The sequence below is a fragment of the Caballeronia sp. HLA56 genome, from assembly GCF_054655155.1.
Genome location: NZ_BAAHOB010000005.1, coordinates 826,562 through 849,521, shown reverse-complemented (window position 1 = coordinate 849,521; position 22,960 = coordinate 826,562). Strand labels below are relative to the sequence as shown.

Sequence of the window (22,960 nt, the reverse complement as noted above, 5' to 3'; positions counted from 1 at the left end):
ACTGCGGAACATACAACCCGCTCAAACCAAACGGGTCGTGCGGACATCGCACGACCCGTCGACGCTAGTCTTGGTGCCGGCTGCAGGACTCGAACCCGCCACCTGATGATTACAAATCAACTGCTCTACCAGATGAGCTAAGCCGGCGAAGGACGGAATTCTACTTCATTTGACGACTTTGAGGTGCGATCGCCCAGATGATTTTGAAGCATCGTCATCCGAGCTTGCCGAAACGTCGTCGCTCGACGAAGTCCCGTCGGCGTCGGACAGTTCCTCTACCGCGTCTTCCACGATACTTTCGTCTCGCTCGACCGGATGCGGCGCGGTGCTCGCGCCCGACGCGTCGATAGCCGTTTGCGATGAAGGCTCGACCGGGAACGCCATTCCCTGCCCGTTCTCTCGTGCATAGATGGCCAGCACGTTCGTAACCTGCACTTCGATCTTGTGTGACTTACCCGAGAAACGCGCGCTGAATTCGATCCATTCGTTGCCCATCTGAAGCTGGCTCGTCGCCTCGAAACTGATGTTCAGCACGATTTCGTCGTTACGCACGAACTGACGCGGCACCCGCGTGGCGCCGTCGACCCGCACCGCGATGTGTGGGGTGAACCCGTTATCCGTGCACCACTCATAGAGCGCGCGCAGCAGATACGGCTTGGTGGAAATCTCTTGCATCAACTTTCCTCTACAGGAGCGCGGCGGGCGAAATGCGCGCCGCCGCGCTCCGATGCCCGCAAACTATCGACGCATCACCTTTTCGGAAGGCGTCAGCGCTTCAATATAGGCCGGACGGCTGAAAATGCGTTCGGCGTACTTCATCAACGGCGCAGCATTCTTCGACAACTCGATGCCGTAATGGTCCAGACGCCACAACAGCGGCGCGATGGCCACGTCGAGCATCGAGAATTCTTCGCCGAGCATGTACTTGTTCTTCAGGAAAATAGGCGCGAGCTGCGTAAGACGATCGCGGATTGCACTGCGCGCCTTCTCGTGGTTCTTCTCGGCGGCTTTGCCCTTCTCGTTTTCGAGCGTGCCGACGTGCACGAACAATTCTTTCTCGAAGTTCAGCAGGAACAGGCGCGCGCGGGCGCGTTGCACCGGATCGGCCGGCATGAGCTGCGGATGCGGGAACCGTTCGTCGATATATTCGTTGATGATGTTCGATTCATACAGGATGAGGTCGCGCTCGACGAGGATCGGCACCTGACCGTATGGGTTCATGACCGCGATGTCTTCCGGCTTGTTGAACAGATCGACGTCACGAATCTCGAAATCCATGCCCTTTTCGAACAACACCAGCCGGCAGCGCTGGGAGAACGGGCAAGTAGTGCCGGAATACAGAACCATCATGTCTTTAAAGTTCCTTCAGTAAACTCGAAAGGCCGGCCGCGACGCTTCCCAGGGAAACGCCGTCGTGCCGACCCACGCCGTCTAGGGCGCTATTTAATATCTTTCCAGTATGCCGCGTTCAGGCGCCATGCGAGGAAACTCAACAACGCCAGGAACAGCAGGACCCATACGCCGAGGCGCTTGCGAGTCTGCTGGGCGGGTTCGGACATCCACGAGAGGTACGAAACCAGATCGGCCACAGCATTATCATAATCCACGGAGGACATGGAACCCGGGCTAACCTGAGTGTAACCCACGAATCTCTTTACCTTTTCGCCGGTGTGCTCGTCGGTTTCGGTTTCGAATTTTGCATCGCGGATACCCTGCATCGTCCACAGCACGTGCGGCATGCCGACATTCTCATACACGCGATTGTTCCAGCCGGTCGGCCGCGCCGGATCGCGATAAAACCCCCGCAAGTACGTGTACAACCAGTCCTTGCCACGCGCCCGCGCTTCAACCGACAGGTCCGGCGGCGACGCGCCGAACCACGCTTTCGCGTCTTCCGGGCGCATTGCAATGGACATCGTGTTGCCGATCTTGTCTGTCGAAAACAGCAGATTTTCCTGAACGTCCTGTGGCGTGATGCCGAGGTCGGTCAGCCGGTTGTACCGCATCAGATTGGCGCTATGGCAATTCAGGCAGTAGTTTACAAAGATTTGGGCGCCGTGCTGCAACGAAGCAAAATTGTCCGCGTTATCGGGCGCGCGGTCGAGCACCGCTTCTTCCTGCGCGTACGCCGGCGCACTCGCGCCGAACGCGAACATTGCCGCGCCGATGATTGTGAGGGAACCGAGCCATTTTTTCATTGTGTTTGTCTCCGGACGAGTGCTCAGTGAGGTTTGAAAGTCACTCGCTCGGGCGGCGTCTTGAATCTGCCGCGCGGCGTCCAGAACGGCATGCCGAGGAAAAACGCGAAGTAGATCAGCGCGCAGACCTGCGCGATCAGCGTCCCCACCGGTGACGGCGGCCTGGTTCCCAAGAAGCCCAGCACGAGGAACACGACCACGAAGATGCCGTAGAACACTTTATGGAAAAACGGCCGGTAGCGAATGGACCTCACAGGACTGCGATCGAGCCAGGGCAGGAAAAAGAGCGATACGACCGCCGTGCCCATGACTACCACGCCCCAAAACTTCGACTCCGTCAGCGCCATGAAGACGATCACCGCGAGCGAGAGCACCGGCAAGCCGATCCGCCATTTGCCGCGCGCGCGCAACAGCGCAAAGAGGCCAAGCAGCGCGATGATGACCATCAGCACGATCTTGAACGGATCGGTGGTGGCGCGAAGCATCGCGTAGAAAGCCGTGAAGTACCAGACTGGCGCGATTTCGGGCGGCGTCTGCAACGGATTGGCCGGCACGAAGTTATTCGCTTCCAAAAAGTAGCCGCCCATCTCCGGCGCGAAGAAAATGATCGCCGCGAAGATCAGAAGGAAGACCGACACGCCCAGGAAGTCGTGCACCGAATAGTACGGATGGAACGGAATGCCATCGATAGGAATGCCGTTCGCGTCCTTCTTCGCCTTGATCTCGATGCCGTCCGGGTTGTTCGAGCCGACTTCGTGCAGCGCGACCAGATGCGCCACGACGAGGCCAATCAGCACGAGCGGAATCGCGATCACATGGAACGCGAAGAACCGGTTCAGCGTGACGTCCGACACGACGTAATCGCCGCGAATCCAGAGCGACAGATCCGGGCCGATGAAGGGAATCGCCGAGAACAGATTCACGATCACCTGCGCGCCCCAGAACGACATCTGCCCCCACGGCAAAAGATAGCCAAAGAACGCCTCGGCCATGAGGCACAGGAAAATTGCGCAGCCGAAAATCCACACCAGTTCGCGCGGCTTGCGATACGAGCCGTACATCAGCCCGCGAAACATGTGCAGATAGACGACGACGAAGAACATCGAAGCGCCTGTCGAATGCATGTAGCGAATGAGCCAGCCCCACGGCACCTCGCGCATGATGTATTCGACCGATGCGAACGCGAGCGTCGCATCGGGCTTGTAGTTCATGACGAGAAAGATGCCCGTGACGATCTGAAGCACGAGCACGAGCAGCGCGAGCGAGCCGAAGAAGTACCAGAAGTTGAAGTTCTTCGGCGCGTAGTACTCGGAAACGTGCTGCTTCCACGTCGCGGTGAGCGGAAAGCGCCGGTCGATCCAGCCGATCAGGCCCGTCGTCTCCACATCCTTGTCTGCGGTCGCCATTAAGCCTCTCCCTTTTCGTCCTTGCCGATCACGAGTTGCGTCGCGGAAGTGAACATGTACGGAGGCACGTCCAGATTCTGCGGCGCGGGCTTGTTCTTGAAGACGCGGCCCGCCATGTCATAGGTCGAGCCGTGGCACGGGCAGAGAAAACCGCCGGGCCAGTTATCGGGAAGATTGGGTTGGGCGCCTTCGGTGAAACGCGGGGTCGGCGTGCAGCCCAGATGCGTGCACACGGCCACCGCCACGAAAATGTTCTTGTGATCGGTGCGGGAACGGAACTCGTTGTTGCAGTACTCCGGCAACGGCATCGAGAATTCCATCTTCGATTTCGGATCGGCCACTTCGGTGTCGGCTTTCTTGACGTCCGAAAGCATTGCGTCGGTGCGGTTGACGATCCACACAGGCTTGCCGCGCCACGCGACGGTCATCATTTCGCCGGGCTTGAGTCCGCTGATATCGACCTCGACCGGCGCGCCTGCCGCCTTCGCCTTCTCCGACGGAGCGAACGATCCTACAAACGGAATTACTGTTGCTACACCTCCGACACCACCTGCTACGGTCGTCGCTATCAGCCAGGTACGGCGGCTACCGTCAACGCGCCCATCGTGCTTATCGTCCTTGTCTCGCATCACACGCCCCACTTCTGAGTTGGATTTATACCGTCACATCAGTGTTCCGTCGCTAGTGTGCGCGAATGGAGTTGGCATTTACAAGGCCCGAATAGGAAAAATCACTCCAAGTGATTGTTCTTTCCGGGTTTTCCCGCACGTTTTCGCGCCATCTTGTGAAGCAATCATTTAAGGCAACTGCAAGGCCGATTAAAACGATAATCGGCGCAAAACATTTATACCGGATTGTCGATATCGGTAAACACATGCTCGATGTCGAATTCTTCCGACAGGTGATTACCCAGCGCCTGGACGCCGTAGCGCTCGGTCGCGTGATGGCCAGCCGCGATGTAGGCCACGCCCGATTCCGCCGCAATGTGCATGGTCTGCTCGGATACTTCGCCGCTGACGTAGACATCCGCGCCCGCCGCGATGGCTTCTTCGAAGTATCCTTGCGCGCCGCCCGTGCACCACGCGACGCGCCGCAGTTCGCGGTCTGAATCGCCGAATACGAGCGGCTTGCGGCCGAGCGCGTTTTCGACCGTTGCAGTGAAATGTTCGAGCGAAAGCGGCATGGTAAGCGGCGCGATCCACCCGAGATCCTGGCCTGCAAAACGGCCGTCCGCGATCAAGCCGAGGCGCGCGCCGAGCTGCGCGTTGTTGCCGAACTCCGGATGCGAATCGAGCGGCAAATGATAGGCAAACAGGTTGATATCGTTGGCGATAAGCGTGCGGATTCGCTGATACTTGCGTCCCGTCAACTGCGGCGCCTCATTGCGCCAGAAGTAGCCGTGATGCACGAGTACCGTGTCCGCGCCCCACTCGAGCGCGGCTTCGAGAAAGGCGAGCGAGGCCGTCACGCCGGTTGCGATCTTCTGAACCCGGCGCGCGCCTTCCACCTGTAGACCGTTCGGGCAATAGTCCTTGAAGCGGCCGATTTCCAGCAGATTGTTCAGATACAATTCGAGTTCGATCCGATCCATGAATTCCTCTATCCCTTCAAATGCTTAGACGCTTCTGGCTATTTTTTGCCCAAGCGGTCACCGTGATTTTGGCCCTGATGTTCATCATCGCGACCTTGAAACCGCAGTGGCTTCAACGTCAGGGCCAATTCGGCAAGCAACTCGCCGAACCAATAGTCGCGCTGCAGGAAGTGGCGCCGAGCATAGGCTCGCGACCGCTTCAATCTTCCTATGCCGAAGGCGCGCAAAAGGCCATGCCCGCTGTGGTCAACGTCTTTTCCAGCAAGGACGGCAATCTGCCGCCGGACCCGCGCGCCAAAGACCCGCTGTTCCGCTACTTCTTCGGCGATAAAAACAAGCGCAAGAGCGACGAGCCGCCAGCGTCGAATCTCGGCTCGGGTGTCATCGTCAGCTCGGAAGGTTACATTCTAACGAACCAGCATGTCGTCGATGGCGCCGATCAAATCGAAGTTGCGCTTGCCGACGGCCGCACGTCCAGCGCGAAGGTAATCGGCGTCGATCCGGAAACCGATCTTGCCGTGCTCAAGATCAACATGACGAATCTGCCGACCATCACGCTCGGCCGCATGGACCAAACGCGCGTCGGCGATGTCGTGCTGGCTATCGGCAATCCGTTCGGCGTCGGGCAGACGGTAACCATGGGCATTGTGAGCGCGCTCGGGCGCAATCACCTCGGCATCAACACGTTCGAGAACTTCATTCAGACCGACGCGGCAATCAACCCCGGCAACTCGGGCGGCGCGCTCGTCGACGTGAACGGCAATCTGCTCGGCATCAACACGGCGATTTATTCGCGCAGCGGCGGCTCACTGGGAATCGGCTTTGCGATCCCGGTGTCGACGGCGCGCAGCGTGCTCGAGAGCATCATCACGACGGGCACGGTCACGCGCGGCTGGATTGGCGTGGAGCCGCAGGACGTGACGCCGGAGATCGCGGAGTCGTTCGGGCTCGACCAAAAATCTGGCGCCATCGTGGCCGGGGTGTTGCAAGGCGGCCCGGCGGACAAGGCAGGCATCAAGCCGGGCGACATTCTCGTCAGCATCAACGACGACACCATCACCGACACCACGCGCCTCCTGAACGTGGTCGCGCAGATCAAACCGGGCACGTCGGTGAAGGTTCATTTAATGCGCAAGAACAAGGAACTCGATATCAACGTGACTATCGGCAAGCGCCCGGCTCAACCGCGCGCGCCACAGTTACCGGAAGACGAGGATCAAGGAAACGATCAGGGCGACGAATAAACTCGGTTCTCCGTTGAAAACAAAAAGGCAGCTTCGGTAATCGAAGCTGCCTTTTTTGCGCATCCGACATTTCACTGCCGCGGCAATACGCCGCACCTACTCGGCCGTTGCCTCTTCGCTTTTGATTGGCTGCTTTCCAACCACCAGCCGCGCCGCAATAATCCCCGCTTCGTAGAGAATGATGAGCGGGATGGCCAGGATCAGCTGCGAGAAAACGTCTGGCGGGGTAACGACCGCCGAAATGACGAACGCGCCGACAATTACATACGGGCGAATCTGCTTGAGCTTCTGGATGGACACGACACCCATGCGCGCCAGCAACACAACGACGATCGGCACCTCGAACGTTACGCCGAATGCGAGGAACATCGTGAGCACGAAGCTCAGGTAGTTGTCGATATCCGTGGTCATCTCCGCACCGAGCGGCGCGTTGTAATGCGCCATCACGCGAAAGATGGTCGGAAACACGACGAAATACGCGAAAGCCATGCCGCAAAGAAAGAGCGCGTAGCTGCTGAACACGAGCGGCGCGACGAGCTTCTTCTCGTGCTGGTACAAACCCGGCGCCACGAACGCCCAAAGCTGATACAGCACAAGCGGCAGCGCGATGACGAAGGCGACGAGCATGGTCACCTTCATGGGCACGAAGAACGAGCCGGTCACGTCGGTGACGATCATCTTGCCGTCGGCCGGCAGGTTCTGCATTAGCGGCCGGGCCAGTAACTTGAAGATGTCCGGCGCCCAGTACACCAGCGATACGAACACCACGATAACCGAAGCGCCCGCTTTGATGATGCGGTCACGCAATTCGACCAGATGCGAAATGAACGTCTCTTCGACGGGCTCGTCTTTATTTTGTAGCGGGTCGCTCACGCCGGCCCTCGGTATGGATCATCGATGAAAGGAAGTGGCCCGGATCAAAAAAACCGGGTCGGGCGGCGCAAGGTTTCGGGCGTGTGGCGCGCAACGCGAGCCGCGCCAGATTGAACCCGCGTGCGGCGCAGATTCGTTCGCTTGTACCAGTTCGGGATGGCGCTCTGTTTGACGCGCCAGTTCTTGCGCGCGGCGCGGATGCCCGATGTGCGCATCCACGGTTTGTCCGTGACCGCCGCGCTGCCGCCGTTCGCCTCGGCCTCTTCTCTCGCGACGCTCGGCGACACGGACGTGCCCTGACTCCACGCGTCGTTCAATTCGGCTTCGTGGCGCTTCAGGTTGTCGTGAATGGACGTTTCGACGTTCGACGCAGCGGTTTCGAAGTCGGTGCGCATCTTCTTCAGCTCGTCGAGTTCCATCTCGCGCGCCACTTCGGATTTGACGTCGTTGATATAGCGCTGCGCGCGCCCGAAAAGTGCGCCGGCCGTGCGCGCAACCCCGGGCAGGCGCTCAGGCCCGAGCACCACGAGCGCCACGACGCCGATCAGCGCCATTTTGGTCAGACCGAGATCGAGCATTGAAGAGTAAGTGAAAGATTGCGGTCGATGACCGGATTAGCGATAGTCGCCCGAACGGGTCTTGTCCTTCGCTTCCACGTCAACCGCACCGTTGCGCGGCAGTTCGCGCGGATCGGTGGTCGAAGCCGGCTGCTCACCATCGCGCATGCCTTCCTTGAAGCCCTTGACCGCGCCGCCCAAATCGCCACCGATGTTGCGCAGTTTCTTCGTGCCGAAGACGAGCGCCACGATCAAAAGGACGATCAACCAATGCCAAATGCTCAACGAACCCATGAATGAAAATTCTCCGTAATTCCGCCGCAACGGCTTTGTGCGAACGGAAGATCGGCCTTGCGGCCCGCGCCGAAAAAGTCACTTCGGCTATGAATACCAATTCTGCGCGTCCAATATTGCATTGGAAAGGCGTTTGCCGACAAAATTTGCGGTTTTCAGCCCATCCGGCGCCACGGACGCTCTCCTGCCAGCAAATGCGCGTGGATGTGATAAACCTCCTGTCCACCGCCCGGCCCCGTGTTGATCACCGTCCGGAATCCCGTCTCGCCACCCGTGTAGGAGACGCCGAGATCTTTTGCCAGACGACCAACGAGACTTACCATTCTACCAAGCAGCGGCGCGTCGCTTTCCGTGCAGTGCGACAGCGTTTCGATGTGCTTCCGGGGAATGACGAGCACGTGAACCGGCGCGGCCGGATTGATGTCGTTGAAGGCGACGAACTCGTCGTCCTCATAGAGCTTCGTGCTTGGCAGTTGTCCTGACGCAATCTTGCAGAAAATGCAGTTGTCTTGGCTCATGAAATTCCCGTGTCTCCTGTTGCCAGGTGTTGCCGTTCAAAACCACGCGCGTGGGTCGAACGTTTTTCCTTCATAAAGATACAGCCAACCTTTGATGACGCGATAAAGCGTCCAGATGCCGACCGCGAAAAGAATCACGAAGCCGATCCCGACGAAAATGAGTGCCGCGCCAACCAGATGTCCGAGGACAGCCCACCAGAACGTGCGTATCTGCCAGGTGAAATGGGCTTCGTAAGGCGTTCCGACGGTATCGCCGCGTTTCAGATAATTGATGATGATCGCGACGAGCACGGTCAACCCGCCCGTCAGCCAATAGAGCGCGTAAAGCGCATACAAGACATGCGTGAGCGTCTTGAGGCTGCTCAGCCGCTGCGGGTCGAGCTGATTCTGATACACCGGCGGCGGGTACTGTTCGTGAGGCGTATTCACGGGGCCCTCCTTCGCAATGGGCGTCTCGTCAGCTGCCGTTTTGCTCGCGCTCGCGCGTTTTGCGCAGCGCTTTTTCTTCGATACCCGACAAACCTTCGCGCCGTTCCAACTCGGCGATCACGTCGGCGGGGCTCAGGTCGAAATGCGACAGCATCACGAGACAATGGAACCACAGGTCGGCGACTTCCCCGACGAGCGCTTTCGGCGCGCCGCCGTGGCGCGCATCCTTCGCGGCGAGTACGACTTCCGTCGCTTCCTCGCCGATCTTCTTCAGGATCGCGTCGTCACCTTTATGAAAGAGTCGCGAAACGTAGGATTGTTCCGGATCGCCGCCTTTTCGACCGTCGATAACCGCGGCGAGGCGCAGCAGCGTGTCCTGCGTGGTGGCTTGCGTCATTTGTAAATACTTTCGGGGTCTTTCAGAACCGGCTCGACTGCGACCCACGCGCCGTCTTGCGCCGTTCCTTCGAATTTCTGGAAAAAGCAGGAATGACGGCCGGTGTGGCACGCGATCCCCGATACTTGTTCGACTTTGAGCAGCACGACGTCTTCGTCGCAATCGAGCCGCACTTCATGCACATGCTGAACGTGCCCCGATTCCTCGCCCTTGAACCACAGGCGCTGACGCGAACGCGAAAAATAGACGGCGCGCTTCAGTTCGATAGTTTTGGCGAGCGCCTCGCGATTCATCCAGGCGAACATGAGCACGTCGTTGCTCGACGCTTCCTGCGCGATCACCGGCACGAGGCCGTTCGCGTCCCAGTTCACCTTGTCGAGCCAATCGGCTTGATCCGTCACCGTCAATTCCTCACCGAAATGCCTTGGTCGGCCATGAAGCGCTTGGCTTCGCCGACCGTGTGTTCGCCATAGTGAAAAATGCTCGCGGCCAGAACGGCGTCGGCGCGGCCTTCCGTGATGCCATCCGCCAGATGCTTGAGCGTACCGACGCCGCCCGAAGCGATCACCGGCACGGGCACGGCGTCCGACACGGCGCGCGTGAGCGCGAGGTCGAAGCCGGACTTGGTGCCGTCGCGATCCATGCTGGTCAACAGAATTTCGCCCGCGCCGAATTCGGCCATCTTGCGCGCCCATTTGATTGCGTCGATGCCCGTTGCCTTGCGCCCGCCGTGCGTGAACACTTCCCAGCGGGGCGGCTCGCCATCGGCGGAAACGCGCTTGGCGTCGATGGCAACGACGATGCATTGCGAACCGTGCTTGTCGGATGCATCGCGTACGAGTTGCGGATTCGCCACCGCCGACGAATTCATGCTGATCTTGTCCGCGCCGGCGTTGAGCAGGCGCCGCACGTCTTCGACGGCGCGCACGCCGCCACCGACGGTCAGCGGAATGAACACCTGAGACGCGACCGATTCGATGATCGGCAAAATGAGGTCGCGCTGGTCGGAAGTCGCGGTGATGTCGAGGAACGTGAGTTCATCCGCGCCTTGGTCGTCGTAGCGTCGCGCGATCTCCACGGGATCGCCCGCGTCGCGCAGTTCGACGAAGTTGACCCCTTTGACGACGCGCCCGGCGGTCACGTCGAGACAGGGGATGATGCGTTTAGCGAGAGCCATGTTCCGCCACTGCAGGTCCAAAACGAATGAAGGGCGGCAAGAGCCGCCGCCCGGCGTGCTGCAACGTGCTCGCGCCCGAAAGAGCCTCAGGCACCGTCCGCTTCGCGCAACGCATCCGCGCGCGTTTGCGCGGAAGTGAAGTCCAGGTCGCCGGAATAGATGGCGCGACCGCAGATCACGCCTTCGATGCCTTCGCCCTCGACTTCGCAGAGCGACTCGATGTCCGCGATGCTCGACAGTCCGCCGCTCGCGATCACCGGAATCTTCACGGCTTGCGCGAGCCGCACGGTGGCGTCGATATTGATGCCCTGAAGCATGCCGTCGCGCCCGATGTCCGTGTAGATGATCGACTCGCAGCCGTAGTCTTCGAACTTGCGCCCGAGATCCACTACTTCGTGGCCGGTCAGTTTGCTCCAGCCGTCTGTGGCGACTTTGCCGTCCTTGGCGTCGAGCCCGACGATGATATGCCCCCCGAACGCGCTGCACGCATCCTGCAGGAAGCCGGGATTCTTCACCGCCGCCGTGCCGATGATGACGAACGAGAGACCGTCGTCGAGATAGCGCTCGATGGTGTTCAGGTCGCGAATGCCGCCGCCTAGTTGCACGGGAATCTCGCTACCCACTTCGTCGATGATTGCGCGGATAGCGTCGCCGTTCCTCGGCTTGCCCGCGAAGGCGCCGTTCAGATCGACGAGGTGTAGTCTGCGCGCCCCTCGGTCGACCCAGTGCCGGGCCATTGCCGCCGGATCTTCTGAAAAAATGGTCGCCTGGTCCATATCGCCTTGTTTGAGGCGCACGCACTGACCGTCTTTGAGATCGATGGCCGGAATGAGCAGCATAGGTATCGCGTATTTTCTGGATTGAGTTGATCGAAACGGCCGCGCGTGAGGTCTCGGTGCCTTACAGCGGGCCGCTTCGCTAGTGTAGTACAAGTATTGCAACGCCCGGTTGCGCGCTTTACGGGTTCCAGTGAACGAAGTTGCGATACAGCCGCAAGCCCGCGTCGGCGCTCTTCTCGGGGTGGAATTGCGTGGCGAAGATGTTGTCGCGCGCCACCGCCGATGTGAACGCGGAACCATAAACGGTTTCGCCCGAAGTGTGCGCCGGGTTGTCCGGCACGACGTAGTAACTATGCACGAAGTAGAAAAACGCGCCATCCGCCACGCCGTCCCACACCGGATGCGCTTGCGTCTGATGCACGCGGTTCCAGCCCATTTGCGGCACCTTGAAGCGCGAGCCGTCGTCCTGCAACTGGCCTTCGAGTTGAAAGCGCACGACCTTGCCGGGGAAAAGCCCGAGGCCCTTCGTGTCGCCTTCTTCGCTCCAGTCGAACAGCATCTGTTCGCCGACGCAAACGCCGAGCATCGGCTTGTTGCGCGACGCTTCGATCACCGCATCCTGCAAGCCCGACGCGCCCAGATGGCCCATGCAATCGCGCATCGCGCCTTGACCCGGCAGCACGATACGATCCGCCGCGCGAATGGCCTCGGGCAGATCGACGATCGCCACGTCGGCGTCGGGCGCGGCCTTCTTAAGCGCCTGATACACCGAGCGCAGGTTGCCCATTCCGTAATCAACAATCGCTATCGAAGTTTTCATTTCAAAGATGGCATCAAGGCCTTCAACCCGTTGACGATGAACTCCACCGCCAGCGCGGACAACATCAAACCCATGAGACGCGTGCCGATATTGATACCCGTGCGCCCGACCCAGCGCGCGATTGGCTCGGCCAGATTCAACGCGCCGAAACACAACGCCGCGATGATCGCGCCCAGCACGACGAGCCCGAAGCGGTCGTACCAATGCTGTGCATTTGCAGCATAGACGATCACGGTGCTGATCGATCCCGGCCCGGTGAGCAGCGGAATCGCGAGCGGCACAACGGCAACGCTATTGCGCTCCTCGGCTTCCATGCGCTCTTCGACGGTCGAGCGCGCGTTGCCGACTTGCGCGTTCAACATGCTGATCGCCATGAGCAGCATGATGATCCCGCCGCCGACTTCGAACGAGCCGACCGAAATGCCGAAGAACGCGATGATCTGCTGCCCGAGCAGCGCGGTGATCGCGATTACGCAGAACACCGAGATCGATGCCACGCGGATGGTGTTGCGCTTTTCGAGATCGGATTGTTGCGCGGTCAGGCTAAGAAAAAACGGTATCGCGCCGACCGGATTGATCAGCGCAAGCAAGGATATGAACGACTTGAAGAGATCCATCGCGGGCGAGCCTTTCGTGCGCGACGCATTGCTGCGTCGCTTGGAACGGGCTGATCAGAGACTGCCTTTGGTGGAAGGAATTTGTCCTGCGGCGCGTTCGTCGGCTTCGACGGCCATGCGCAACGCGCGGCCGAACGCCTTGAACACGGTCTCGACCTGATGATGCGCGTTGATGCCGCGCAAATTGTCGATGTGCAGCGTCACGCCCGCGTGATTCACGAAGCCACGGAAAAATTCGATGGTGAGATCGACATCGAACGTACCGATGCGCGCGCGCGTAAACGGCACATGGAATTCGAGGCCCGGACGGCCGGAAAAATCGATGACGACGCGCGACAGCGCTTCATCGAGCGGAACATACGAGTGGCCATAACGGCGAATGCCCTTGCGGTCGCCAATGGCTTTCGCCACCGCCTGACCCAGCGTGATACCGGTGTCTTCGACGGTGTGGTGATCGTCGATATGGAGGTCGCCATGCGCTTCGACTTCGAGATCGAACAGGCCGTGTCGCGCGATCTGATCGAGCATGTGATCCAGAAACGGCACGCCGGTGGCGAGCTTCTGCTTGCCGGTGCCGTCCAGATCAAGCTTCACACGGATCTGCGTTTCGCTGGTGTTGCGAACGACTTCCGCAATGCGCATGGTGTTTCCTTGAGGCTTTCGAAGAGTGGGGATTTAGTTGAGCGCGAGCTTTTTGAGCGCCGCGACCATGTGCGCGTTTTCCTCGGCCGTGCCGACCGTCAAACGCACGCAATTTGCCAGCAAAGCATGCATTTTACTCACGTTTTTGACGAGAACCCGCGAAGTCAGCAGGGTTTCGAACGCGACGGCGGCATCCGGCACGCGCACGAGCAGAAAGTTGCCCGCGCTCGGATACACCGTCATGCCGGGCAGCGCGGCGACTTCGCGCGCGAGGACGGCGCGCTGCGCGCGCAGATCGGCGGCCTGGGCGTCGAGGACATCGAGATGATCCAGCAGGAAATCAGCGGTTGCCTGCGTTAGCACGTTGATGTTGTACGGCGGGCGCACCTTGTCGAATTGCATGGTCCACGCGGGCAGACCGACCAGATAACCGAGCCGGATGCCCGCAAGTCCGAGCTTCGACACCGTGCGCATGACGACCACGTTGTCATACTCGGCCGCGCGCGGCAGCCACGTCTTTTCCGCGAACGGCTGATAAGCCTCGTCGATGACCACGAGACTCTTCTTCGCCGACGCGATCACGCGCTCGATGTCGGCGTCGGCGTAAAGCGTTCCGGTCGGATTGTTCGGGTACGCGAGATAAACGAGCGCGGGCTGATGTTCGTCGATAGCCGCGATGAGCGCGTTTGCGTCTAGCGTGAAGTCCGCGTTGAGCGGCACGCCGATGAATTCGAGCTGCGCGAACTTCGCTGACATCTGATACATCACGAAGCCCGGCACCGGCGCCACGACTTTCGCGCCGGGCGTGGCGCACGCCATCGACATCATGCTGATCAGTTCGTCCGAGCCGTTGCCGAGCAGCACGTCGCAGGCTTCCGGCACCTTCATTGCACGCTTGATCTTGGCGAGCAGGTCCGCCGGACGCGGCGATGGATAACGGTTCAGCGCCACGCCCGCGAGATGTTCGCCAAGACGCTTGGCGAGATCGGCGGGCAAGGAGTACGGGTTTTCCATCGCGTCGAGCTTGATCAAGCCCGTGGAATCGGCCACGGGATAGCTCGTCATGGAAAGGACGTCGGGACGCAGGATGTCTTGAGGTGTGGTCATGATGTCGCCGACGTCTTTGCGCCGGACATATGGCGGCTCTCAGGCCGCCTTGGTCGTCTAAGCCGGCCAGATTCAGCCGACGTTTTTCATCCGATATTCCGCGCTCTTCGCATGCGCCTGCAGGCCTTCGCCGTAAGCCAGTTCCGCCGCGATCTCGCCGAGCGTCTGCGCGCCTTCCGCGCTCACTTCGATCACACTCGAACGCTTCATGAAATCGTACACGCCGAGCGGCGACGAGAAGCGCGCCGTGCGTGAAGTCGGCAACACGTGGTTCGGGCCCGCGCAGTAATCGCCGAGGCTTTCGCTCGTGTAGCGGCCAAGGAACATGGCGCCCGCGTTGTGGATCTGCGCAGCCCACTGATGCGGATCGAGCGCCGAAATCTCCAGATGCTCGGGCGCGATATCGTTCGCGATCGCGCACGCTTCGGCCATGTCCTTCACCTTGATGAGCGCGCCGCGGTCTTCGAGCGAGCGCTGAATGACTTCGCGGCGCGGCATGGCCGGCAGCAATTCGACGATGGCTTCTTCGACGCGCCGAATGAACGTCGCGTCCGGACACAGCAGAATGGATTGCGCGAGTTCGTCGTGTTCGGCTTGCGAGAACAGGTCCATCGCGACCCAGCGCGGGTCGGTGGTGGCGTCGCAGATGACGAGAATCTCGGACGGCCCGGCGATCATGTCGATACCGACCGTGCCGAACACGCGCCGCTTCGCCGATGCGACATACGCGTTGCCCGGCCCGCAGATCTTGTCGACCGCCGGCACGGATTCGGTCCCGTACGCCAGCGCGCCAATCGCCTGCGCCCCGCCAATGGTGAACACGCGGTCCACGCCGCCGAGCAGCGCCGCCGCGAGCACGAGCGGGTTCTTGACGCCATCGGGCGTCGGCACGACCATCACGATTTCCTTGACGCCCGCGACGCGCGCCGGAATGGCGTTCATCAGCACGGACGACGGATACGCCGCCTTCCCGCCCGGCACGTAGATGCCCGCGCGATCGATCGGCGTCACCTTCTGGCCGAGCACCGTGCCGTCGGCTTCGGTGTAATGCCAGCTATGACTGCCGCATTCGATGCGTTGCTTCTCGTGATATCCGCGCACGCGAGCAGCCGCTGCTTCGAGCGCCGCGCGACGTTTCGGCTCAAGCCCTTCCAGCGCGGCTTCCAGTTCCGCCACGGGCAATTCGAGCGCCGCGACGCTGTGCGCCTTCAGACGATCGAACTGGTTGGTGTAGTCGAGCACGGCGGCGTCGCCGCGCGCTTTGACATCCGCGAGAATTTGCGCGACCGAGCGCTCTATTGCTTCGTCCTCGCTCGCCTCGAATGCGAGAACCGCGCGCAAAGCTTTCTGAAAACCGTCGGTGCTGGAATCGAGTTTGCGAATCTTGATAGACATGCTGGTTTTCCGTTTGCTGTGGCTCGCCGCGCGACTACGCGGCTGCCCTAATTATCCGTTCCTGCCGATGCGCGCTCGAAAGCGTCGAGATACGGCTTGAGCGCCGCGCGCTTCAGCTTGAGCGCGGCCTGATTCACGACGAGGCGCGACGAAATCTGCATGATCTCTTCGACTTCGACCAGATTATTCGCCCGCAGCGTGCCGCCCGAACTGACGAGATCGACGATGGCATCGGCCAGACCGACGAGCGGCGCCAGTTCCATCGAACCGTAAAGCTTGATCAGATCGACGTGCACGCCCTTCGCCGCAAAATGCTCACGCGCGGTTTCCGTGTACTTCGTCGCGACACGCAGACGCGCGCCCTGACGCACCGCGTTCGCGTAATCGAAGCCAGCTTTCACGGCCACCGACATCCGGCAGCGCGCAATGTTCAGATCAACCGGCTGATAAAGCCCGCTTCCGCCATGCTCGATCAACACGTCCTTGCCCGCCACGCCGAAATCGGCCGCGCCGTATTCGACGTAGGTAGGAACGTCGGTGGCCCGCACGATGATCACGCGCAAATTCGGATTCGTCGTCGGCAAAATGAGCTTGCGCGAGCTTTCCGGATCTTCCACGACCTCCACGCCGGCAGCGGCGAGCAGCGGCACCGTCTCCTCGAAGATACGCCCTTTCGACAGCGCGAGCGTCAGCGGCGCATTGGCGGCAAGCGAGGACGACGTCTGCGGCAACGAACTCATTGTTCGCTCCCGCTGCCCTTGATACGACTCACCCGCGCGCCGACCGCCGTCAGCTTCGACTCCATGCGGTCGTAGCCGCGATCCAGGTGATAGATGCGGTCGATGAGCGTTTCGCCATCGGCGCACATTGCCGCGATCACGAGACTTGCCGACGCGCGCAGATCGGTCGCCATGACCTTCGCGCCCGACAGCATGTCCACGCCCGAGACGAGCGCCGTGTTGCCGTCGATGGTAATTCTCGCGCCAAGCCGGTTCAGTTCCTGCACGTGCATGAAGCGGTTTTCGAAGATCGTCTCGACGACTTGCGACGTGCCCTTGGCAATAGTGTTCAGCGCCATGAATTGCGCCTGCATGTCAGTGGGGAACGCCGGATATTCGGACGTGCGGATGTTGACCGCTTCGGGGCGCTTGTTCATGCGCACGCGCATCCAGTCGTCGCCTTCCTCGATGCTCACGCCCGCTTCGCGCAGCTTGGCGGTGACGGCATCGAGCAGCGACGGCGTGACGTTGCGCAGCGTGACATCGCCGCCCGCGGCCGCGACCGCGCACAGGAACGTGCCCGCTTCGATACGGTCCGGCACCACGCTATGCTTCGCGCCGTGCAGCTTCTCGACGCCCTCGATGACGAGCCGATCCGTGCCGATGCCATCGATCTTCGAGCCCATCTTCACGAGCAAATGCGCGAGGTCGGTAACTTCCGGCTCGCGCGCGGCATTTTCGATGACCGTCTCGCCGTCCGCGAGCACTGCCGCCATCAGCAGATTTTCGGTGCCGGTGACGGTAATCATGTCGGTGACGATGCGCGCGCCCTTCAGACGCTTCGCGCGCGCTTCGATGAAGCCGTGCTCGATATTGATCTCGGCGCCCATCGCCTGCAGACCCTTGATGTGCTGATCGACCGGACGCGCGCCGATTGCGCAGCCGCCGGGCAACGATACCTTCGCCTCGCCGAAGCGCGCGACGAGCGGACCGAGCACGAGGATCGACGCGCGCATGGTCTTGACCATTTCGTACGGCGCGACGAGGTTGTCTACTTTCGATGCGTTGAGCGTCACGCGGCCATCGCTCGACGCTTCGGAGTGCACGCCCATCTGGCGCAGCAATTTGAGCTTCGTGCGCGTGTCCTGCAAATTCGGCACATTCGACAGATGGACGTCGTCGGCCGTGAGAAGGCTTGCGCACAGAATCGGCAGAGCCGCGTTCTTCGCGCCCGATACGGTGATTTCGCCGGAGAGCTTCGCGCCCCCCGTGATGACCAGTTTATCCATGATGACGTGTCCTTCGACCGAGCGTCCTGCTGCGGAGCCGCTTTCGGCGCCGCGGTTGTCTTGAATGATTCGCACTGTTTCCTGCCGGTGTTGCCGGGTGTTACGGGATGTTGCGTGTTGCGTATTGCTACGAATGTCGCGTATTTACGCGGCTTTGAATTCGTCGGGCGTAAGCGTCTTCATGCTGAGCGCGTGAATTTCTTCGCGCATGCGCTCGCCAAGCGCCGCATAAACCAGTTGATGCCGCGCGATCAGCCGCTTGCCGACGAACGCGTCGCTCACGATGGTCGCGAAGAAGTGCTGGCCATCGCCTTCGACTTCGAGATGCTGGCAGGCGAGGCCGCCAGCGATGTAGTCCTTCACTTGCTCGGGAGTCGGCAACATGAAAGTCTCCTAAAGAATTAGTGACGCAGCTTGAAGCCGCTCGCGAGCAGACGCACGGCAATGAGTGCGAGCACGGCCAGAAATGCAGCGACGATACCCATGCTCACCAGCGGATTCACGTCCGAAAGACCGAAAAAGCCGTAGCGAAAACCGTCGATCATGTAGAAGAACGGATTCAGATGCGACACCGCGCGCCAAACCGGCGGCAACGTATGCGTCGAATAGAACACGCCGGAAAGGAACGTGAGCGGCATGATCAGGAAGTTCTGAAACGCGGCCAACTGGTCGAACTTGTCTGCCCAGATGCCGGCAATCAAACCCAACGTACCGAGGATTGCCGAACCGAGGATCGCGAACGCAATGATGTAGAACGGCGCGGAAAAAGACATCGGGACGAACCATATCGTCACGACGAAAACGCCAAGCCCGACACAAAGTCCACGCGCTACCGATGCCAAGACATACGCAAAGAACATTTCCCAATGCGCAATGGGCGGCAACAGCACGAACACGAGATTGCCTGTGATCTTCGATTGAATCAGCGACGACGAGCTATTCGCAAACGCGTTCTGCAAAACGCTCATCATCACGAGGCCGGGCACGAGAAAGCTCGTATAACCAACGCCAGCATAAACTTGTACGTGCCCGGAAAGCGCGTGACCGAAGATGGTCAGGTACAACAACGCCGTGACGACCGGCGCGAGCACCGTTTGAAACGATACCTTCCAGAAGCGCAAAAGCTCCTTGTAGAACAACGTCTGAAAGCCGCTCATGAAAGTCCCTCGACCACGTCGGGTTCGTTCATGACTTGCACGAACACGTCTTCGAGATCGGCTTTGCGAACCTCGATTTCATCCAGCGCGCAACCGGCCGCGCGGCACTTCGCGAGAATCGGCTCGACATCGTCGTAGCTCGAAAGGCGCAGCAGATGCTGCATGCCGGACACCGCGTGCGGATCGACTTCCAGCGGACGCAGTTCCACAGGCAGCGAGCCGCTCGAAAAGCGCAGATAAAGTTGCAGACCGGAAAAGCGTTGCAGAAGCGTGCTCGTGCGCTCGAGCGCCACGACTTCACCACGGCGAAGCATGGCGAGACGATCACATAGCGCCTCGGCTTCTTCGAGGTAATGCGTGGTCAGCACGATGGTGTGCCCTTCGCGATTCAACCGCGAGATGAACTTCCAGAGCGTCTGACGAAGTTCGACATCGACGCCCGCCGTGGGCTCGTCGAGCACGATCACCGGCGGCCGATGCACCAGCGCCTGCGCCACCAGCACGCGTCGCTTCATGCCGCCCGAGAGCGCGCGCGTGTTGACGTCCGCTTTCTCGGTGAGATCGAGATTGACCATGACTTCGTCGATCCAGTCGTCGTTCTTGCGCAAACCGAAATAGCCCGACTGAATTCGCAAAGCCTCGCGCACGGTGAAGAACGGATCGAACACCAGTTCTTGCGGCACCACGCCAAGCGCACGGCGCGCCGCGCGGAAGTCGCCCACGACATCGTGGCCGCGCACGGACACCGTGCCGCTATCGGCGCGCGCGAGTCCGGCAAGGATGCTGATCAGCGTGGTCTTGCCGGCGCCGTTGGGGCCGAGCAAGCCGAAGAATTCGCCCTCTTCAACCGTGAGGCTCACGCCTTTGAGCGCCTGAAGCTGCTTGTAGCGCTTTCTGACGTTTCGGATTTCTATGGCTGACATTGACAGTGCGCGTGCCTCGTGTGGCCGCGCCTCGATTGTGCGGATAACGCTTGACAGACCCGGGCTCGATCGAAAAATTGCCGGGTGCGGGCCCGAAAAAGCATTTGATTATAGGGCAAACCGGATGGAGCCGACTTCGGAGCGATCCTGATCGCGGCAACGCATGCCTGGTTGCCGCACCTGATATGGCGTCAGGACAGGATCAATGTCGGAAGGAGAGCAGCGTGTCGACGCCGTAAGCTTGCGCGAGACTGGCAAGCTTGAAAGGAACATTCACGACGCCAAGCGCCGTGCCGCGCTCGGTGGCGGCGCGCTGCCATGCAAGCAGCACGGCGAGCGCGGATGAATCGAAATGCGTGAGCGGCGCGCAGTCGACTTCGGTTGCACCCGCCGCGATACGCGACAAACCCGCGTCGAGCGCAGCCTTCGCGCTTTCGTGGGTTAGCGTGGCAGCCGTTTGGAAGCGGCCGCCCGCGACTTGCGCATTTGCCTGCGTGCTCACGATGCCTTGCCGTTCGCGAGTTGCTGATTACGCTGCGTGAGGAATTGCAGCAAGCCAGCCACGCCATTCTGCGAAATCTGCTCGTTGAACTGCTGCTGATACGCCTGGATCAGCCATGCGCCGAGCACGTTGATGTCGTACACGCGCCAGCCTTGCGGCGTTTTGTACAGGCGGTAGTCGAGTTCGATCGGCGAGCCGTTGTTCATCACGACCGAGCGGACCACGACATCCGTGTCCTCCGGCGACGCGCGGAATGGCTTGTACTGCACCGTCTGGTTACGAACCTGAGCGAGCGCGCCCGAATACGTGCGAATGAGCAGCATCTTGAATTGCTCGACGATCTGCTTTTGTTGCTCGGGCGTTGCCGTGTTCCAGTTGCGCCCCATCACGAGGCGCGTGGTACGCGTGAAGTCCGTGTACGGCAGGATCTTTTGATTGACGAGTTCAGTGATGCGCTGGATGTCGCCCGACTGAATCTTGCTGTCGGACTTGATGTCGTCGAGCACTTGTTGCGTGACGGTCTTGATCATCACGTCGGGCGCGCTCGAGTCGACGGATTGCGCCGACGCCGCGCCGCAGAACGCGATCAGCATGGCGAAGATGGGAAGCAAAAAGATTTTTTTCATCGCAGATCCTGCAAAAAAAGGGGCTTGAGTTTGAGCGCGCTGGCTAGAACGAGTTCAGACCGCGCGCCTGTCAAACTGTAAAAAATGCTGCCAAGTATTTTACCGGCCGTTAGCGCCAGTCCGCTCAACGCAAGCGGAACGAAGGGAATCCCGGCGCGCGCGGCGGAACGTACTGATGTCCCGGAACCGTGTTGTTGCCCGTGTCGCTCGCTGCGCGCGGCGCGCCAGCGGCTCCAGAAGCAGGCGTCGCGCCCGATGCCGCTTCGGACGGAACCGCCGTGGCCGAAGCGCCCGCCGGAGTCGCGGCTTCCGCGCCTTCCGCATCGTAGTTTGGAAGCGGCGCTTCGCTGTAATCGGGCGAGGTGCCTTCGCCACCGGTAATCAGATATTGCCGCCGCTGCAGGTAAGCGTTACGAACGAAAGAGTATTTGTCGAGCGCGGCATCCGAAAGAATGTCGGATGCATCCAGCAGGTTCGCGCGTGTGTTCACGAGATTTACGCCGTACAAGGCCCAGCTCACGGAATCCGGCTGCACGTAACTCAGCGGATTACCGAAATAATCGACCGCGAGGCCGCCGGTATCGCGCACGGTGCTTGGTCCAAGGAGCGGCAGCACGACGTACGGGCCAGGCGGCACGCCGTAGTGGCCGAGCGTGAGACCGAAGTCGCCCGAATGCTTCGGCAGCTTGGCGATGGTCGCCACGTCGAACAGACCGCCCACGCCGAACACCGTGTTGATCGCGACGCGCATGATGTCAGACACGCCATCCGCGATTCTCAGTTGCAGAAGATTGTTCGCCGCGATGTAGACATCGCCGATATTCGAGAAGAAGTTCGTGACGCTGTTGCGCACGGGTTCCGGGACGGCCCAGACGTAAGCCTGCGCCACCGGCTTGAACGCGTATTGATCGACCTTGTCGTTGATCGTGAACATCGTCCGGTTGTAGCTCTCGAAGGGATCGCCCTTGGTCGGAGTGGTCACTGTCGCGCACCCGCCGAACATGCCCACCGTTGCCGCTAGAACGATTGCGCGCCGCATCCCTGTCGAGTGCATGTTGTTTCTCCTTATTGAGCCGTACCCGAGGCCGCGCTCGCGCCCATAGCGCTTGCCGCACCCGGAAATGCCGGTGCGGGAGCTGCCGTTGCCGCCGGCGCCGCCGAGGATTTCGACGCGCCGGAATCCGCTGCCTTGTTATAGAGGAACTGTCCGATCAGATTTTCCAGCACCACGGCGGACTGCGTCATCGTGATGGTGTCGCCATTCTTGAGCATCTGATCGTCGCCGCCCGGCTCCAGGCCGATGTACTGCTCGCCGAGCAGACCGGAAGTCAGAATCTTGGCGGACGAATCTTTCGGAAATTGATATTGCTTGTCGATGTCGATGGCGACCACCGCCTGATACGTATTTCCATCGAAGCTGATCGAGCCGACGCGCCCGACCGTCACGCCCGCGCTCTTGACCGGCGCGCGCGCCTTAAGGCCGCCGATGTTGTCGAACTTGAGCTTCACCGCGTAGGTCTGCTGGAACGACAGCGAACTCATGTTGCCCGCCTTCAGCGCAAGGAACAGCAGCGCCACGAAACCGAGCACCACGAAGAGGCCGACCCAAAAGTCGAGAGCAGTCTTTTTCATCGTCTTCCCAAAGAGAATCTTGTCGCAGAGCGCGTGTGAGGTCTGTGCCCTTCACAACGCCCACGCCC

30 protein-coding genes and 1 tRNA gene are annotated in these 22,960 nt (G+C 60.6%); 1 reads left to right on the top strand and 30 read right to left on the bottom strand.

Features of this window, described 5'->3' with window-relative positions:
- Positions 1-71: 71 nt before the first annotated feature.
- The 7 genes from ACYQ47_RS23550 to ACYQ47_RS23520 all read right to left on the bottom strand — a co-directional run bounded on the left by ACYQ47_RS23550 (position 72) and on the right by ACYQ47_RS23520 (position 5,195).
- A tRNA-Thr gene (locus tag ACYQ47_RS23550) sits at positions 72-147 on the bottom strand.
- A gap of 18 nt (positions 148-165) precedes the next feature.
- Positions 166-675, bottom strand: coding sequence for a ClpXP protease specificity-enhancing factor (locus ACYQ47_RS23545; protein WP_250509553.1), 510 nt, complete (start codon positions 673-675; stop codon positions 166-168).
- 63 nt (positions 676-738) lie between these two features.
- A complete protein-coding gene (locus ACYQ47_RS23540; protein ID WP_008344155.1) occupies positions 739-1,350 on the bottom strand; it encodes a glutathione S-transferase N-terminal domain-containing protein in 612 nt (203 codons plus the stop codon).
- 89 nt (positions 1,351-1,439) lie between these two features.
- Positions 1,440-2,198, bottom strand: coding sequence for a cytochrome c1 (locus ACYQ47_RS23535; RefSeq protein ID WP_459907171.1), 759 nt, complete (start codon positions 2,196-2,198; stop codon positions 1,440-1,442).
- Between the two features lie 23 nt (positions 2,199-2,221).
- Complete coding sequence (locus ACYQ47_RS23530) at positions 2,222-3,604, bottom strand: cytochrome b (protein WP_250526309.1); 1,383 nt, start codon at positions 3,602-3,604, stop codon at positions 2,222-2,224.
- Positions 3,604-4,233: a ubiquinol-cytochrome c reductase iron-sulfur subunit gene (petA, locus tag ACYQ47_RS23525; RefSeq protein WP_310394247.1), complete on the bottom strand. Its 630-nt coding sequence runs from the start codon at positions 4,231-4,233 to the stop codon at positions 3,604-3,606. The genes ACYQ47_RS23530 and petA overlap by 1 nt, the downstream gene beginning before the upstream one ends.
- Positions 4,234-4,448: 215 nt before the next feature.
- Positions 4,449-5,195, bottom strand: a complete 747-nt coding sequence (locus tag ACYQ47_RS23520; RefSeq protein WP_459907168.1) for a Nif3-like dinuclear metal center hexameric protein — start codon at positions 5,193-5,195, stop codon at positions 4,449-4,451.
- A gap of 20 nt (positions 5,196-5,215) precedes the next feature.
- On the opposite strand from ACYQ47_RS23520, the gene ACYQ47_RS23515 reads away from it, so the two are divergent.
- Positions 5,216-6,439: a S1C family serine protease gene (locus ACYQ47_RS23515; protein ID WP_244826361.1), complete on the top strand. Its 1,224-nt coding sequence runs from the start codon at positions 5,216-5,218 to the stop codon at positions 6,437-6,439.
- 96 nt (positions 6,440-6,535) lie between these two features.
- On the opposite strand, the gene tatC is transcribed toward ACYQ47_RS23515, so the two are convergent.
- From tatC to mlaD, 23 genes are all read right to left on the bottom strand, one after another.
- Complete coding sequence (gene tatC / locus ACYQ47_RS23510; protein ID WP_244826362.1) at positions 6,536-7,312, bottom strand: twin-arginine translocase subunit TatC; 777 nt, start codon at positions 7,310-7,312, stop codon at positions 6,536-6,538.
- Positions 7,313-7,356: 44 nt separating this feature from the next.
- Complete coding sequence (tatB, locus tag ACYQ47_RS23505) at positions 7,357-7,890, bottom strand: Sec-independent protein translocase protein TatB (protein WP_459907166.1); 534 nt, start codon at positions 7,888-7,890, stop codon at positions 7,357-7,359.
- 36 nt (positions 7,891-7,926) lie between these two features.
- Positions 7,927-8,163, bottom strand: coding sequence for a Sec-independent protein translocase subunit TatA (tatA, locus tag ACYQ47_RS23500; protein WP_250465805.1), 237 nt, complete (start codon positions 8,161-8,163; stop codon positions 7,927-7,929).
- Positions 8,164-8,318: 155 nt separating this feature from the next.
- A complete protein-coding gene (locus ACYQ47_RS23495) occupies positions 8,319-8,681 on the bottom strand; it encodes a histidine triad nucleotide-binding protein (RefSeq protein WP_250509557.1) in 363 nt (120 codons plus the stop codon).
- 36 nt (positions 8,682-8,717) lie between these two features.
- Entirely contained in the window at positions 8,718-9,110 is a 393-nt protein-coding gene (locus ACYQ47_RS23490; RefSeq protein ID WP_244826366.1) for a DUF4870 family protein, read from the bottom strand.
- Positions 9,111-9,138: 28 nt separating this feature from the next.
- The gene (locus ACYQ47_RS23485; protein ID WP_250509558.1) at positions 9,139-9,507 is read right to left on the bottom strand and encodes a phosphoribosyl-ATP diphosphatase; all 369 of its coding nucleotides are present in this window, start codon (positions 9,505-9,507) and stop codon (positions 9,139-9,141) included.
- The gene (gene hisI, locus ACYQ47_RS23480) at positions 9,504-9,908 is read right to left on the bottom strand and encodes a phosphoribosyl-AMP cyclohydrolase (RefSeq protein WP_244826368.1); all 405 of its coding nucleotides are present in this window, start codon (positions 9,906-9,908) and stop codon (positions 9,504-9,506) included. The genes ACYQ47_RS23485 and hisI overlap by 4 nt, the downstream gene beginning before the upstream one ends.
- 2 nt (positions 9,909-9,910) lie before the next feature.
- Positions 9,911-10,684 carry an imidazole glycerol phosphate synthase subunit HisF gene (hisF, locus tag ACYQ47_RS23475; protein ID WP_459907161.1) on the bottom strand — a complete coding sequence of 258 codons (774 nt, stop codon included), beginning with the start codon at positions 10,682-10,684 and terminating at the stop codon, positions 9,911-9,913.
- An 86-nt stretch (positions 10,685-10,770) separates the two neighbouring features.
- On the bottom strand, positions 10,771-11,523 hold the full coding sequence (gene hisA, locus ACYQ47_RS23470; protein ID WP_244826370.1) for a 1-(5-phosphoribosyl)-5-[(5-phosphoribosylamino)methylideneamino]imidazole-4-carboxamide isomerase: 753 nt from the start codon (positions 11,521-11,523) through the stop codon (positions 10,771-10,773).
- A gap of 118 nt (positions 11,524-11,641) precedes the next feature.
- Positions 11,642-12,283: an imidazole glycerol phosphate synthase subunit HisH gene (gene hisH, locus ACYQ47_RS23465; protein WP_459907159.1), complete on the bottom strand. Its 642-nt coding sequence runs from the start codon at positions 12,281-12,283 to the stop codon at positions 11,642-11,644.
- Positions 12,280-12,900, bottom strand: a complete 621-nt coding sequence (locus ACYQ47_RS23460; protein WP_244826372.1) for a MarC family protein — start codon at positions 12,898-12,900, stop codon at positions 12,280-12,282. Before ACYQ47_RS23460 ends, hisH begins: the two co-directional genes overlap by 4 nt.
- A 54-nt stretch (positions 12,901-12,954) precedes the next feature.
- The gene (hisB, locus tag ACYQ47_RS23455; protein ID WP_244826373.1) at positions 12,955-13,542 is read right to left on the bottom strand and encodes an imidazoleglycerol-phosphate dehydratase HisB; all 588 of its coding nucleotides are present in this window, start codon (positions 13,540-13,542) and stop codon (positions 12,955-12,957) included.
- 33 nt (positions 13,543-13,575) lie between these two features.
- A complete protein-coding gene (hisC, locus tag ACYQ47_RS23450; RefSeq protein WP_244826374.1) occupies positions 13,576-14,649 on the bottom strand; it encodes a histidinol-phosphate transaminase in 1,074 nt (357 codons plus the stop codon).
- A gap of 72 nt (positions 14,650-14,721) precedes the next feature.
- Positions 14,722-16,044, bottom strand: coding sequence for a histidinol dehydrogenase (gene hisD, locus ACYQ47_RS23445; RefSeq protein WP_310394260.1), 1,323 nt, complete (start codon positions 16,042-16,044; stop codon positions 14,722-14,724).
- Positions 16,045-16,091: 47 nt separating this feature from the next.
- Positions 16,092-16,784, bottom strand: a complete 693-nt coding sequence (hisG, locus tag ACYQ47_RS23440; RefSeq protein ID WP_244826376.1) for an ATP phosphoribosyltransferase — start codon at positions 16,782-16,784, stop codon at positions 16,092-16,094.
- A complete protein-coding gene (murA, locus tag ACYQ47_RS23435; protein ID WP_459907155.1) occupies positions 16,781-18,052 on the bottom strand; it encodes a UDP-N-acetylglucosamine 1-carboxyvinyltransferase in 1,272 nt (423 codons plus the stop codon). Before murA ends, hisG begins: the two co-directional genes overlap by 4 nt.
- Before the next feature lie 144 nt (positions 18,053-18,196).
- Positions 18,197-18,436 (bottom strand): BolA family protein, encoded by a 240-nt coding sequence (locus ACYQ47_RS23430; protein ID WP_244826378.1) that lies wholly within the window; start codon positions 18,434-18,436, stop codon positions 18,197-18,199.
- Positions 18,437-18,453: 17 nt separating this feature from the next.
- Entirely contained in the window at positions 18,454-19,209 is a 756-nt protein-coding gene (locus ACYQ47_RS23425; protein WP_244826379.1) for an ABC transporter permease, read from the bottom strand.
- The gene (locus tag ACYQ47_RS23420; RefSeq protein WP_459907152.1) at positions 19,206-20,132 is read right to left on the bottom strand and encodes an ABC transporter ATP-binding protein; all 927 of its coding nucleotides are present in this window, start codon (positions 20,130-20,132) and stop codon (positions 19,206-19,208) included. Before ACYQ47_RS23420 ends, ACYQ47_RS23425 begins: the two co-directional genes overlap by 4 nt.
- A gap of 202 nt (positions 20,133-20,334) precedes the next feature.
- Positions 20,335-20,634 carry an STAS domain-containing protein gene (locus ACYQ47_RS23415; protein WP_309844566.1) on the bottom strand — a complete coding sequence of 100 codons (300 nt, stop codon included), beginning with the start codon at positions 20,632-20,634 and terminating at the stop codon, positions 20,335-20,337.
- Positions 20,631-21,260: an MlaC/ttg2D family ABC transporter substrate-binding protein gene (locus ACYQ47_RS23410; protein ID WP_244826382.1), complete on the bottom strand. Its 630-nt coding sequence runs from the start codon at positions 21,258-21,260 to the stop codon at positions 20,631-20,633. The genes ACYQ47_RS23415 and ACYQ47_RS23410 overlap by 4 nt, the downstream gene beginning before the upstream one ends.
- 124 nt (positions 21,261-21,384) lie before the next feature.
- Positions 21,385-22,314 (bottom strand): MlaA family lipoprotein, encoded by a 930-nt coding sequence (locus ACYQ47_RS23405; protein WP_250509562.1) that lies wholly within the window; start codon positions 22,312-22,314, stop codon positions 21,385-21,387.
- A gap of 11 nt (positions 22,315-22,325) precedes the next feature.
- Positions 22,326-22,892 carry an outer membrane lipid asymmetry maintenance protein MlaD gene (gene mlaD, locus ACYQ47_RS23400; protein ID WP_244826384.1) on the bottom strand — a complete coding sequence of 189 codons (567 nt, stop codon included), beginning with the start codon at positions 22,890-22,892 and terminating at the stop codon, positions 22,326-22,328.
- Positions 22,893-22,960 lie beyond the last annotated feature (68 nt).

Excerpts from the sequence above, each read along its gene's own strand:
- hisD (WP_310394260.1), bottom strand. The coding sequence starts at position 16,044 with ATGTCTATCAAGATTCGCAAACTCGATTCCAGCACCGACGGTTTTCAG.
- ACYQ47_RS23485 (WP_250509558.1), bottom strand. The coding sequence starts at position 9,507 with ATGACGCAAGCCACCACGCAGGACACGCTGCTGCGCCTCGCCGCGGTT.
- ACYQ47_RS23410 (WP_244826382.1), bottom strand. The coding sequence starts at position 21,260 with ATGAAAAAAATCTTTTTGCTTCCCATCTTCGCCATGCTGATCGCGTTC.
- tatA (WP_250465805.1), bottom strand. The coding sequence starts at position 8,163 with ATGGGTTCGTTGAGCATTTGGCATTGGTTGATCGTCCTTTTGATCGTG.
- hisH (WP_459907159.1), bottom strand. The coding sequence starts at position 12,283 with ATGAAAACTTCGATAGCGATTGTTGATTACGGAATGGGCAACCTGCGC.
- ACYQ47_RS23495 (WP_250509557.1), bottom strand. The coding sequence starts at position 8,681 with ATGAGCCAAGACAACTGCATTTTCTGCAAGATTGCGTCAGGACAACTG.
- ACYQ47_RS23530 (WP_250526309.1), bottom strand. The coding sequence starts at position 3,604 with ATGGCGACCGCAGACAAGGATGTGGAGACGACGGGCCTGATCGGCTGG.
- ACYQ47_RS23515 (WP_244826361.1), top strand. The coding sequence starts at position 5,216 with ATGCTTAGACGCTTCTGGCTATTTTTTGCCCAAGCGGTCACCGTGATT.
- mlaD (WP_244826384.1), bottom strand. The coding sequence starts at position 22,892 with ATGAAAAAGACTGCTCTCGACTTTTGGGTCGGCCTCTTCGTGGTGCTC.
- ACYQ47_RS23405 (WP_250509562.1), bottom strand. The coding sequence starts at position 22,314 with ATGCACTCGACAGGGATGCGGCGCGCAATCGTTCTAGCGGCAACGGTG.
- ACYQ47_RS23540 (WP_008344155.1), bottom strand. The coding sequence starts at position 1,350 with ATGATGGTTCTGTATTCCGGCACTACTTGCCCGTTCTCCCAGCGCTGC.
- ACYQ47_RS23425 (WP_244826379.1), bottom strand. The coding sequence starts at position 19,209 with ATGAGCGGCTTTCAGACGTTGTTCTACAAGGAGCTTTTGCGCTTCTGG.
- hisA (WP_244826370.1), bottom strand. The coding sequence starts at position 11,523 with ATGCTGCTCATTCCGGCCATCGATCTCAAAGACGGTCAGTGCGTGCGC.
- hisF (WP_459907161.1), bottom strand. The coding sequence starts at position 10,684 with ATGGCTCTCGCTAAACGCATCATCCCCTGTCTCGACGTGACCGCCGGG.
- ACYQ47_RS23420 (WP_459907152.1), bottom strand. The coding sequence starts at position 20,132 with ATGTCAGCCATAGAAATCCGAAACGTCAGAAAGCGCTACAAGCAGCTT.
- hisG (WP_244826376.1), bottom strand. The coding sequence starts at position 16,784 with ATGAGTTCGTTGCCGCAGACGTCGTCCTCGCTTGCCGCCAATGCGCCG.
- ACYQ47_RS23520 (WP_459907168.1), bottom strand. The coding sequence starts at position 5,195 with ATGGATCGGATCGAACTCGAATTGTATCTGAACAATCTGCTGGAAATC.
- murA (WP_459907155.1), bottom strand. The coding sequence starts at position 18,052 with ATGGATAAACTGGTCATCACGGGGGGCGCGAAGCTCTCCGGCGAAATC.
- tatB (WP_459907166.1), bottom strand. The coding sequence starts at position 7,890 with ATGCTCGATCTCGGTCTGACCAAAATGGCGCTGATCGGCGTCGTGGCG.
- hisB (WP_244826373.1), bottom strand. The coding sequence starts at position 13,542 with ATGCGCATTGCGGAAGTCGTTCGCAACACCAGCGAAACGCAGATCCGT.
- ACYQ47_RS23430 (WP_244826378.1), bottom strand. The coding sequence starts at position 18,436 with ATGTTGCCGACTCCCGAGCAAGTGAAGGACTACATCGCTGGCGGCCTC.
- ACYQ47_RS23460 (WP_244826372.1), bottom strand. The coding sequence starts at position 12,900 with ATGGATCTCTTCAAGTCGTTCATATCCTTGCTTGCGCTGATCAATCCG.
- ACYQ47_RS23545 (WP_250509553.1), bottom strand. The coding sequence starts at position 675 with ATGCAAGAGATTTCCACCAAGCCGTATCTGCTGCGCGCGCTCTATGAG.
- petA (WP_310394247.1), bottom strand. The coding sequence starts at position 4,233 with ATGCGAGACAAGGACGATAAGCACGATGGGCGCGTTGACGGTAGCCGC.
- ACYQ47_RS23535 (WP_459907171.1), bottom strand. The coding sequence starts at position 2,198 with ATGAAAAAATGGCTCGGTTCCCTCACAATCATCGGCGCGGCAATGTTC.
- hisC (WP_244826374.1), bottom strand. The coding sequence starts at position 14,649 with ATGACCACACCTCAAGACATCCTGCGTCCCGACGTCCTTTCCATGACG.